General features: G+C 34.9%; 9 protein-coding genes. 1 reads left to right on the forward strand and 8 read right to left on the reverse strand.

Going from position 1 to position 12,474, the window contains the following annotated elements; genetic code table 11:
* The coding region (locus EO95_RS10810) for an IS4 family transposase (protein ID WP_048134695.1) at positions 1 to 1,312 on the forward strand (1,312 nt) is incomplete at its 5' end.
* A 155-nt stretch (positions 1,313 to 1,467) separates the two neighbouring features.
* Here the strand turns inward: EO95_RS10810 and EO95_RS10815 are convergent.
* From EO95_RS10815 to EO95_RS10850, 8 genes are all read right to left on the reverse strand, one after another.
* Positions 1,468 to 3,438 (reverse strand): hypothetical protein, encoded by a 1,971-nt coding sequence (locus EO95_RS10815; protein ID WP_048134696.1) that lies wholly within the window; start codon positions 3,436 to 3,438, stop codon positions 1,468 to 1,470.
* Between the two features lie 13 nt (positions 3,439 to 3,451).
* Positions 3,452 to 4,693, reverse strand: coding sequence for a polysaccharide pyruvyl transferase family protein (locus EO95_RS10820; protein ID WP_048134697.1), 1,242 nt, complete (start codon positions 4,691 to 4,693; stop codon positions 3,452 to 3,454).
* Positions 4,686 to 6,086, reverse strand: coding sequence for a Coenzyme F420 hydrogenase/dehydrogenase, beta subunit C-terminal domain (locus EO95_RS10825; RefSeq protein ID WP_048134698.1), 1,401 nt, complete (start codon positions 6,084 to 6,086; stop codon positions 4,686 to 4,688). The genes EO95_RS10820 and EO95_RS10825 overlap by 8 nt, the downstream gene beginning before the upstream one ends.
* A gap of 209 nt (positions 6,087 to 6,295) precedes the next feature.
* The gene (locus tag EO95_RS10830) at positions 6,296 to 7,606 is read right to left on the reverse strand and encodes a phenylacetate--CoA ligase family protein (protein WP_048134699.1); all 1,311 of its coding nucleotides are present in this window, start codon (positions 7,604 to 7,606) and stop codon (positions 6,296 to 6,298) included.
* 46 nt (positions 7,607 to 7,652) lie between these two features.
* Positions 7,653 to 9,098 carry a flippase gene (locus EO95_RS10835; RefSeq protein WP_048134700.1) on the reverse strand — a complete coding sequence of 482 codons (1,446 nt, stop codon included), beginning with the start codon at positions 9,096 to 9,098 and terminating at the stop codon, positions 7,653 to 7,655.
* 180 nt (positions 9,099 to 9,278) lie between these two features.
* The gene (locus tag EO95_RS10840) at positions 9,279 to 10,529 is read right to left on the reverse strand and encodes a nucleotide sugar dehydrogenase (RefSeq protein WP_048134701.1); all 1,251 of its coding nucleotides are present in this window, start codon (positions 10,527 to 10,529) and stop codon (positions 9,279 to 9,281) included.
* A gap of 45 nt (positions 10,530 to 10,574) precedes the next feature.
* Positions 10,575 to 11,642 (reverse strand): non-hydrolyzing UDP-N-acetylglucosamine 2-epimerase, encoded by a 1,068-nt coding sequence (wecB, locus tag EO95_RS10845; RefSeq protein WP_048134702.1) that lies wholly within the window; start codon positions 11,640 to 11,642, stop codon positions 10,575 to 10,577.
* A 37-nt stretch (positions 11,643 to 11,679) separates the two neighbouring features.
* A complete protein-coding gene (locus tag EO95_RS10850) occupies positions 11,680 to 12,231 on the reverse strand; it encodes a DapH/DapD/GlmU-related protein (protein WP_052733567.1) in 552 nt (183 codons plus the stop codon).
* Positions 12,232 to 12,474: the final 243 nt, after the last annotated feature.

A 12,474-nucleotide genomic window follows, 5' to 3' on the forward strand; every position in this document is an offset into this window, starting at 1 on the left:
TGGCAAACATAAAAGCAAAGGTCTTGATCTCAATAGTTTACTAATCGGTTTGTTAAGCTACAAATTGACTGAGAATTTTAGTATCAAAGAAGCTGGCAAATGGTTAAATCAGGAAGAAATCCTCAATATCTTAAATCTTGAAAGCTTTCATGAAAGAGTTCTTTACAGAACTCTTGAACTGTTAGGACGTAACAGAGAGAAAATTCTCTCTGATATTCTGGATTCACTATTTTCCGTATATGAGTTTGAAGAGACGGATATAAACCTGGATTGGACGAGTATAGTCCTTTACGGGACTAAATCTAAACTTGGTAAATATGGGTATAGCAGAGATCACAGACCTGATAAGTTACAGATAACAGTTGGAATTAGTGAATTAGCTAACCCCGTTAACATACCTATTGGAGTTACAGTGAATAAAGGAAACGTTCTTGATCTTGAGCACTTTTCTGACACTTATAACCAGGTGAAAAGTAGACTTAAAAAAGGTTCTCTTATTGTTTTTGATAAAGGAGCTAATACCAAAGATAATATCGAGATTATACAGGATGCTGAGATGGACTATCTCACTGCCATGAAACTGAATACGAGTGACGATAAAATAATTGAGAAATTTGATCTGGAAAGAGCAGAACTGATAGATTCCAAAAAAGGTATATATGGGATAAAAATAGTCAAGCCTAGCAGCATTAAATATTTCTATTTATCTGAATCTCTACAGAAAAGGCAATTAGAATCAAAAGCAAGAGCTGTTATGAAGAAATTAAAGGAAGCAAAAGAGATTCAGAAGGCCATCATAAACAACAAAAAGCTTCCTAAGAAATTCAGAGTAAATAATGAGTTAATTGAGATTGATTACTCTTTTAGAACTAAGCTCGAAGAGCTTAGCGACGAGGAAGCTATAGAACTCCTAAAAGCTTCACTGATTAATGGAAGAGAAGGATTTTTCTGTCTGAAATCAAACAGGCATTTGACACTGGAAGATGCATTGATAACATACAGAAAAAAGGATTCTATTGAGAAAATATTCCATTCATTGAAAAATGAAATTCAGATTAAGCCATTAAGGGTGTGGTCGGAGGATAGCATTTATGGAGCCATTATCCTTGGGTTTATCGCCCAATTATTCATATCGCTGATGCGATATGAATTTGAAGAGCTAAAACACACGTCTACAAAATTCATTAAAAAAAGTTTGAAGAATTTGACACTTACAATCAAGTTCAAGATAAATGGTGTCAAAAACCATATTTTTGCGAATTTTGACTGGATCAATAGCTTGATAGTAGCAAAAAGGAATGGAATTACATAGAATATATAATAAATTTTTATAAATTTATAGGACTTGTCAAGCCCGATTGAACCAAAAAAGAAGGGAAATATTCAGTACCAATTAGTGGGTACTGTCAAACTGAGGATATAAAGAGGAGTAAAAATTAAATTGTCACGACACTAGTTGTAAGCTTCTCAAATGAATGCACGTGCTTCTCCTGAATAAAATACACAGCTATATTCATCGTCTAAGCTGTTTTTAAATCCTGTTCCGAGCAACATCTCACTCTTATCACAATTTACGGGCCTCTTTAAGCTTGACTCTCTCCATACTATTAGATTTCCACTCATTGAGTTCCAATCTATATTTCCATCTTCTAATTGCGGATAATACATCATTTTCTTTTTATTCCTTTGAAAATATGTTGAGAAAGGTCTTATCGCAGTTTGTTTATCAGCAACAATTATATTGTCATAGTGAAGGTTTATATTTCTATATAAAGACATTTCAGATTCTGTCCACACATATCTTTGAATTACTTCTTCCCCATAAATAGGTGAATCTTTATTTGTTGCTAAATTTGTTGTCATGAAAAACGTTGATGTTAACAAAAATATCAAAGCTATCGCTGTTCTCTGCTTTTCTGATTTAAATAAGAGTATAACATTATAAAACCCAATTGAAATGAATAGTACAAATATCACATATATAAATGATGGCCATCTTTCCGGGATTATATTATTCATTCCAAATATCGGAAATGAGTATCTTAATATGTATAGGGTTGTTACCATAAAAAGAAACGAAAAATATTTCTTAGAAATATGATTTTCAGAGATTGAATAGAGACTGCCAATAATTCCGCAGAATGTATATATTAAAAATCCAAATGTTATTGGTAACATCCAAATTGAATTTACAATATTCGACATTGTATGGTCTACTAAAAATTTTGCCTCTGAAAATAGTGTATTTATTAAACCTATGCAAATTTTTCCTAAAAAAGGATATTTTGGGTCTATCCAGTGATATATCATTATTGTTGCAATTAATAGGAAGGCAGTAAAAGTTATCAGTGAACTGTTTTCTCTCTGATATTTATACGCTTTTTTATATATCTCACTCCCTATGTATAATGTGCCTATCGATATTAGCGTGATAAAAGCAGAAATTGTATGTGTCCATGTGATAACGAAGAAATAAAGAACTAGCATTGATGCGTAAATAACTTTTTTATTTCCTGTAGCTCCTAATATCAGATACATAATGATAGTATATAAGGCGACTCCAAAACTCATTGCTATTATTTCAATACCCCATTGTATGTGTAAGTCTGCAAAGTTAAGCAATAGCATTGATATTAAAGATATTTTAGAATCATTTGTTATATTTTTAACAATGAGATATGTAAAAACGCTACTAAGTGTTAAAATCATTCCCATAATAAACATTGATTCTTTAATTCCAAAATTTGAAATTAAAGAGGTGGCTACTACAAATAAATGTGATACTGGGTAACTCACATAATATTGGTGGATAAAATCCCTTCCAGGAGCAATAGCGATACTGTGATAATATAAAAAGCTTTTAATATATTCAGCATGAGCCCATGGGTCAGAACCTATTGGAAAAGATGATACGAAATAAGAACTAGCTCTTAAAATCGTTGAAACTAGGAGTATTTTTATTATATATTCGAAAATTTGGAGTTCATTCGTGAAGTTTACTAACAGAATTTCTATCCCTAATAAAGATACACATGCAGATATAATAATAAAGAAAGTTTCTGATCTATAATAGGGTAAAGATTGATAATAAGTTATTAAGGACGCTGTTATTAAAAGCCAATAAGATATCTGAATTAAATTTAATGTTTTTTTATTTACCTCAAACATAGTTACTTTTATGTCATTTTTCAATATTTTATCTCGGTATCTTAGATAAAACATTGACGAGACAGCTATTATAGGGCTCAGTAGTAGTAATTCATTGCTGGTATATCTGGTGTTCATGAAAGTCATAAATATTCCAAAGAAGAATCCCAAAACTGCTACAACTTTATCTACTGTCCAGATACTCTTTCTATCTATACCCAAAGCAATTAGTCCCGATATAATTATAGTAAAAAATATTATATACGGTGTGAGATTTTCAAAAGATTCCATTTTGGATTCCTACTCAAATATTTTCTGAGTATTCAACTTGAAGAAGATATTTCCCAGCGTCTAAAGCTTCCTTTTTTATTTCTGGGATTTTTAATTGAAGATACTCTCTAATTTGGGTATTATTTTCTATTAATAACTCAATCTTTCTGTTGACTAGTTCCGCATTTAGATCTTCTGGATTTAAACAATAGTTCTCATTTGCAAAAATATCGTTGTTAATCCCTTTTGCTTTAATACTATAAGCAAAACTCAACGTAGGTATACAGGAAGATAGTGCGGCTATTGTAGAATGTGTCCTTGCACCAGCGAAAAGAAACATTTTACTAATAATCCATTTTGTTTCTGCTGCATTGTACTTCGGTGGGATTAATATCAGTTTATTTTTATCTATTTTAGTTATTTTTTGAACACTTTTTAAAAATTCATAATCGCTATTTGGTAAGGGGCTCGTTACATGTGGTATTAAATATATTTTTCTGTACGTTTTTTCTGAAACGTGTATGATAATCTCAGAAGCTAAATTTGTCCATTTTTTTAGATCTCCCCCCGTGACATACTTTGCCATTAATGGACTGAAGTTTATCCCGATTGACCCTTCTTCAATTTTAATCTTATTATCTAATTCTTTAGGTTCTATTGCATCCATTAGAAAAGCAGGATCTCCCACCTTATATATATTCTGAGTAACTCCTTTTTCTTTTAAGTATTTTATAGTGGACGATTCTCGTGCGAAAATTCCATTTACTTTTTGAAGGTGACTTATAATGTATTGTTCATATTTTGGTAACTTATCAAATGGTCCAACAGAAGCTCCCCAAATTACTATTGATTTTCTGTTTTCTATAGCAATATCGTCTAAAATTGTAAATCTTTCCGGTATCCCATAATCAAGTGAATAATTATCACCACCCAAAGACAATACTGAATGGCAATCTTTAATGTATGGTAACATTTCCTTATAAGTCCAATTTTTAAATATTTCAGGTTCGATAACTTTTAATATTCTGTAAACAGACCAGTTTAGATCAAATAATTTTGCACGTTGATTTGCTCTTTTATGAATAATCTTTTCATCAAATTCTTGCTCACATTGTCTTTTATACTGTTCGTTGCTATGGAAAAAACTTACACATATAAAAGAGGGATCTTTGTAGTAATGTCTCAATGCCTTCACAGTTCCTCTTACAATCGCTTCACAGCCTCTGTTCTCATATGGACCATTTCCTGCTAGGATAAAAGTAGGTCTCTCATTCATTTTCCTTTCCCTCCCTTTTGCCTATTTTTTTAATAACCTGAATTGGAAGTGCAAGTTTTCCAAATAATCTAAGCTGTTTTGTCTGCTTAATATATGGTTGCATTCCATTTCTGAACGTTTTTACATCCAGAACCCTGTTCTGGCAGCAGTCCAAAAAAAGCTCTTTGCTTTCATTTTGCATTCTCGCTTTCAGTTTGATTTCTCTTTTCTTCAATACTCCAATATTTTCCTCTGGAGGAACTCTTTTTTCAGGTATTTCCTGTCCCTCCTGAAGGGCTATATGTAATCGGTAAGAAAGTTGGTTTCTTTTGAAGTAGATAACTCCTGCCTGACTTTTTATTACTTTTTCGATTGCTATTTTTCTGATATTTATTTCATTTTTTTTCATTCCTTCCTGAATAATATCTAAAATTTCAGGAGATCTTACAAGCACAAGGTTAGTGCCTCTGGCATCCTTGGCATATTCTGAAAGCCAGGCATCCATAAATGTGATGTCTGCAAGTTCCGCAAACACATCATCACAATAATTGCACGCATTAGGGGTAAACCATCTGTTTACCCATGCTTCAGATACTCCTTCATTCCAGAATATCTTATTTTGTGATCCATGTTCATCGGTAAATTGATAATAATAATTACTCGCGGGTTTTTCAGGACTTTTTCCTCTATAATAAACACTTTGAATTTTTTTAAAGCTATCATTACCTGCTATCGCTGCGATATATTTTGTATAGTTTTTGCTTTTCATTTGGCCACAAACGAGACCTATTGTGAAAACAATCCTTTCTCTTAGCTTTCTGTTTTTCTGGGTAGCTAGCCTGATAGCTTTTATAAAGCAGGGTAAACCAGTAACAGCATAGCGGCCTGGGACTGTTAGAACTTTCTGTATTACTTCTGACATTTCAACAGGGTAATATACCGATCCAAAGGAGTTTAAAACAGAATTTACATCACTAAAAGTTTCAAATTTAAACAACTGTTCTGGATTATGTTGCGGACTAACACAAATAACATAATCTACAACATTATTTTTTAGTAATGTTGTTAGAATCCATGTTACTATTCCTCCAGAGGAGCTGCTCTGTCTGAAAATAGGGGCGTAACCTACATAAGAGTCCAAATAATATCCCGTTTCAAACAAATAATTTATTCCATCTATGTTACCATAGAGCTTTGTCCCAATATCTGTTTCATTTTCATTTCCATCACTAAATGGACATACTTTTAGGCATAAACCACATTCATTTAAACAATTTTTTTCTTGAACTGGCGTATACTCTCCATAATTATTGAATTGAATACCAAGAGCTTTTTGCGGGCATACACCTGCACATGTTCCGCACCCTATGCACAGGCCACTGTTAACGATCTTTTCAATAACATTGGATCTCAATTTATAATGCTCCTGTGGAAATTTACTTTAAACAGGTTTTATAGAATATATTGCATAAATCATATCTAATACTCCAAAAAAAGTTTTATCCGTCTCGCCTTTATTATATGATCTTTTAAAATATAGGCTTAGGTTATTCGCTATTTCTAATGGGTAATTTAGAGTTACTTTGGAAATATAGTGCAACATATATAATTTTGGGTTTTATATTAAATCCTTGAAAACACAGCTCGCAGTTTTCCTGATTTATCTCCTATTATATCATCTACAATTTGAGATTCGATATTAATTTCATTCCCTAATACTTTGTGAAGTGCGCGTGCCAATTCTTTGTGAATTGTGGATTCATCAAAATCCTGTTCTTTTACAATATTGACTAAAATTGTATCTTTTTTCTCTTGAATGGCTTGAAACTCAGATACGCCGGGGACATTTTTAATTGTTACCGTTACAATTCTCGGAGAAACAATCTGATTGTTTGGTAATTTTATGAAATCGTCTTCCCTTCCTTCCACGCTTTTCATCAAATATCCCCCCATCCCACATGAGCATTCTTCTTTTAATGGAATAGCAATATCCCCAACTTCATACCTTATTCTAGGCATTCCAAATGCATTTAAATTCGTAGCGATTACTTTACCTCTTTCTCCTTCACAAACACTCTCTCCACTTTCATCTATAAACTCTAAAAGTACAGTATCCATGTTTATGTGATAGCCACTATGTTTACTGCATTCCCATGCCATACAGCCTGTTTCCCAAGCCCCGTAAACATCATAGATTTCACTGTTAAAAACTGAAGTTATATAATTACGACATTCTTCCGTAAGTACTTCGGAGGCTGTAAAGACTAGTCGGGGAGATATTTTTTCTATACTTCTTTCTTTTACCTCTTTTGCCAATACTTTTATAGCAGATGGATATCCCCATATTACGTCGGGATTTATCGTTTTTAATAATTCAATCTGATTATTTATAGGCTCGGTTAAATATATTAAAGATGTATTTTGGTTGCTCAATTTTCCATGAAGTTTTTTTATATATTTTACGGTAAATTTTTCATTATTACTTTTTTGTTTGGCACTCTTAAGAATTAGAAATTTGTCGTGCGATGGATTATATCCATTTACTCTCCGGACTCTTTCGTAACTTGCCCAAGCATAAAGTCCATCTTCTACGGTAAAGGTTAATTCCAAAGGAACTCCCGTAGACCCACTTGTTTTACATTTAATACAATTTTTCAATTTTATATTGTTTGCAATGACATCATTTTTTGGATCTCTCAAGTCCTTTCTTGTAGTGATTGGAATTTTAGATATGTCTTTGTAACTTTTAATATCTTCAGGTTTCAATCCAGCAGATCTAAAAAGTCGGTGGTAATATGGTACATTCTGATATGCGTGATTTAATATCACTCTAAATTTTTGCAGTTGTAATTCTTCTAATTCGGAAGTTTTGGCCCATATATTTTTTTGAAGGGTTTTTTGGATTTTTTGACGCTTGATTAAACTTTCAAACATTATTATTACTCCTTTTTAATAATTATAATTACACCTAGCGATATCATCAGTGCTTTACAAACTCTTTAAAAAATACAATTTCTTCTTTATCAACTCCCCCCAAAAGAAATAGGATTAAAAAATAAACTACAGTACATGTTACTATTAGAAGTATTAAATGTGACAATCCATTTGGATTAGCATCAATAATCATCAGAGACATTATTAACGAGGATATTATCGATTTTATCATAAGAGGAAGATTATTTTTTAACTTTAAATATTTAGAAGAATAGTATATTATAAACATCAAATTAACTGCGTATGCAAGAAGGGTGGTAATTGCTGCGCCTATTATTCCAATATATGGAATCAATAAAAAATTTAATCCAAAATTTAACGCTGCACACAAACTTACTACTTTTCCTGTAATCTTTGTTTTCTTTTCAAGCAGGAGTACTTGATTAAAGATAGAGATTATTCCAAAAAAAAGTGCGCTAACTGCCGTAAATGGAGTTATTAAATATCCGTTTGAAGCAATTTCTTGTGTTGATAATATCGACAATATAGGCTTGGATAATAGTGAAAGGCCAAATACAGATGGTATACCAATTGCAAGAAAATACTTTAAAGAATTGTCTAGTGTCTTTTTGATTTCTGTTATATTCTTTTCATCGTAGTATTTTGATAAAGTAGAAGGAAGTATAAATGAAATAGGAGCTATAAGCATGTATATAATATTACCAAGAGAATAACCTGGTGTATAGTATCCAACAGCTGTTGTGCCCAAAAACATAGCTATTACATAACGATCACTTGATTCCACAATCCATCTTGAGAGGTTTATTGGAATTGTAGGAATTCCATAACTCGCGAATTCTTTCAAATTTGTGAACTTAGGAAGTTTAATCCCAATATCGTTAAAAACAAAGTATGCCATTATCAAAAATAAAATGAGGCTTCTTATTAGGAGTCCGATTGTAGCACCTAAGATGCCTTTTCCTGCAAGTACAAAGATAATAACAAAGAACAAATACAACACTGTTTGCATGAAGGTAAATACTGAATACTTTTTTATTTGTTGTGTTGCTCTGAAATAGCTGTTTAATGTACTGTTCAAACACTCAATAAATGCGATCAACGATACAATTTGTACAATATTAATATTACCATCAAATAGAGTTAAAGCTATACTTTTTGAAAAGAGATAGATCAATGAGCATGCTAATCCGCTACTTATTGAAATGATAACTAGTATAGAATAAAACATCTCCTGGATTTCCTCTCTTGTCTGAGCGGAAGGTATAAACCGTGTCATAGTGAATGGTAATCCTAGCATCGTAATACCAGGCAATATAGAAATAGTAACACTAATCTGAGCCCATATACCGTAATCTGCAATAGATATATTTCTCGTCAGAATTGGAAGCAATATTATAGTGCTTAAACCTAAGAGAAGATTTGTAACACCAACTAATCCAACTCTTTGTATGAGAAGTTTATTATTTGTCATTTATGGTTACCAGTATACATTTTTCCAAACAGTTACAACCTAGTTTCTTCATTTTTGGAAGCGATGCACTAGTGTCGAGAAAATTTAGTTATTGATCACCTAATAATCTCTGAATCCTTGTATTACGAGGGGAAAAATATCCAAAGACTAGGTTCAATAATTAAATTGCCATGACACTAGTTATTTCCCAATAGTTCTTACTCTAAACCCAGTCTTTCCCCACAATTTTTCATTAATAACACTTCTACTATCAAATATGTTTAGATTCAGCATATACCCTGTAAGTTTTTCTGGATTGATCTCCCTAAACTCCGAATGATCCGTCAATACAACTATACAATCACTCCCCTCCACAGCCTCTTCAAATCCCAGAATCGGATAGCTCCACTCCTTCACAAAAGGATCATAAATCTTAACCCTGAATCCTTCCTTTTCTGCAAGCTTGATAAACTTCTTAGCCGGAGTAGCCCTTGTATCTGCAATATCTCCCTTATAAGCAACCCCGAACACGGTAATCGTCGGATTTTCAATTCCTGCAATCATTTCCTTAACCATCTTCAGAACATATTGGGGCATTGAGTCATTGATCTGCCTGGACATCATGATGAGGCTGCTGTTGTTAGCGTTTTCGGTGAGGAACCAGGGATCGATAGCTATGCAGTGACCGCCTACGCCGGGGCCGGGTTTTAAGATGTTTACGCGGGGGTGCTTGTTTGCGATTTCGATGGCTTTCCAGACGTCTATGCCGTAATCATCGGCGATTTGGGCGAACTCGTTGGCAAGGGCGATGTTAACGTCGCGGGAAGTGTTTTCCATTAGCTTGATCATTTCGGCGGTTGTGCTGGTTGTTAGGTGGAGGTTTCCTTTTACGAAAGAGGAATAGAGGTCAGCTGTAAGCTGGGTGGAATTTTCGTCTACACCGCCGATTACGCGATCGTTGTAGACCATTTCGTGGAGAGTGTTGCCTGGGATTGCTCTTTCCGGGCAGTGGGAGACGTAGAAGTCCTCACACATTTTGAGGGTGGACTTTTCAAGGATCTGTTTTACCTGCTTGTCACAGGTTTTGGGGGGAATTGTGGATTCTATAATTACGAGGTTGCCTTTTCTCAGGTGGGGGACAATCATCTCACAGGCTGAGACCACGTATTTGAGGTCTGCCATACGCATTTCGGAGTCAAAGGGAGTTGGAACGGCTACGAGGAAGGAATCGGCTTCTTCGACAAGAGATTCTGCTCGGAAAGCTTTTCTGGCAATGGCTCCGTCCAGAAGTTCCTGGAAGCCTTTTTCTTCAAAGGGCATCTTGCCTGCTTTGAGGGTGTCAACAACACGCTTGTTTACATCAATGCCCACGACTTCGTGGCCATTGTTTGCAAAAAGAAGAGCAGTAGGGAGGCCAATGTATCCTTGACCGAGTACGCAAATTTTTACCATATTTTCACACCCACTTTGAAAAATTAAGCTGATAAATTAAGTTGATTATTGTAATTCCTTGAGGATCAGTTCGGCGGCATCGCCGTTTCCATAGGGATTTTCCCATTCAAAGCTGGATTCAAGCATTTTCCGGGTACCCTGGATTATTCTCTCATCAGTTCCCACAATCAGGTTCGCACCCACGTCCACGGTTTCAGGTCTCTCAGTATTTTCCCTCAATGTCATACAGGGAACCTTAAGGATGCATCTTTCTTCCTGCACACCTCCGCTGTCCGTGAGGATCAGTTTTGCTCCTTTTTCGAGCTGTAGGAACTCCAAGTATCCGATAGGTTCGATCAGATGAGTGCCTTCCGGTACTTCAAAACCGAATTCATTTATCATCTTGACCGTTCTCGGATGAGCAGGGAATATGAGAGGGAGTTTGAATTCGTGATGGATCTGCGAAAAGCCTTTTAAGATCCCGCTTAAACGCTTTTTATCGTCCACGTTTTCAGCGCGGTGAGCCGTGGCTATGAAGTACTCTTTTTCCTTTAAGCCGAATTTGTCAAGGATATTAGCACCATTTTTTGAAATCTCAAGGTTCTGGCAGGCGGCATCGACAACTGTGTTTCCTGTAACGAAGATTCTCTCTTCAGGAATTCCTTCGTCCATAAGGTATTTTCTTGAGGTTTCAGTTGGTGTGAAGAGGTAATCGGAAATGTGGTCTGTAACAATTCTGTTGGTTTCTTCGGGCATTTTCCTGTTAAAGGACCTTAAGCCTGCCTCGACATGGCCTATATTTATATGAAGTTTGGACGATGCAAGGGCACCTGCAAGGACAGTATTTGTATCTCCCTGGACAAGGACAACATCGGGCCTGTCTTTTATCAGGATTTCTTCTATTCCGGCGAGCATCTTTGCTGTCTGTTTGCCGTGAAGGCCTGAACCCACATCGAGGTTGTATTTTGCTTCAGGGAGTTGTAGCTGATCAAAAAATATCCGGTCCATTTCGTAGCTGTAGTGCTGGCCGGTGTGGAGAACATAATATTCTATACCCTGTTTTTTACACTCTCTTATTATAGGGCTCATTTTTATGATCTCAGGCCTGGTGCCGAGGATGATTGCTATTTTCATGAAGTCCCCTTACTAATTTAGTATAATTCATCACTGATTACTCAAGTTTCCTAAGAACTTTAGCCGGACAGCCAACTACAACGGTAGAGGGTTCTACGTTTTTCATAACAACACTCCCAGCTGCAACAACACTATTTTCCCCGATTGTAGTTCCTGCAAGAATTATACTGCCAGGCGCAATCCATGCACCACTTTTTACAGTTACAGGCTTTACTTCCTTTGGATAATACTTTGTTTTAAGATATGGGGAACATCTGGGATTGGAATGCGCAAAGATCATGGTTCCCATTCCAATACTGACGTAATCTTCGATTGTAATTAATTCAGGGTATAGATCATCGAGGTTGACTCCAGGCCCCAAATATACGTGTTTTCCGATATTCACACCCCTCATCCGCTGGAGTTTTACAGATATTCCATAATGCGGACAAATTTTAGCCGTCTTCTGCAATATCCAGCAAATTAAATAACGAAAATAAAATTTAATTACACCGAATGAACCACTGTAACCATAATACTCCATAACTTCTCGTTCGTTAATTTTTTCAGGGCATTCCATTTGCGCGTTAATTTCCTCAAAGTATTCCATTAGATTCCTGTCCTCTATTTTTAATAAAGTAAATTTAATAAAATGATGAAAAGATTATCTCAAACTTCCATCATCAACCACAATAACTCATCATGCACTTCCACCATTGATCACTCAAGTTTCTTTAGAACTCTAGCCGGACAACCAACTACAACGGTAGAGGGTTCTACGTTTTTCATAACAACACTCCCAGCTGCAACAACACTATTTTCCCCGATTGTAGTTCCTGCAAGAATTATACTG

The sequence above is a fragment of the Methanosarcina sp. 1.H.T.1A.1 genome (genome assembly GCF_000979295.1).
Lineage (GTDB): Archaea > Halobacteriota > Methanosarcinia > Methanosarcinales > Methanosarcinaceae > Methanosarcina.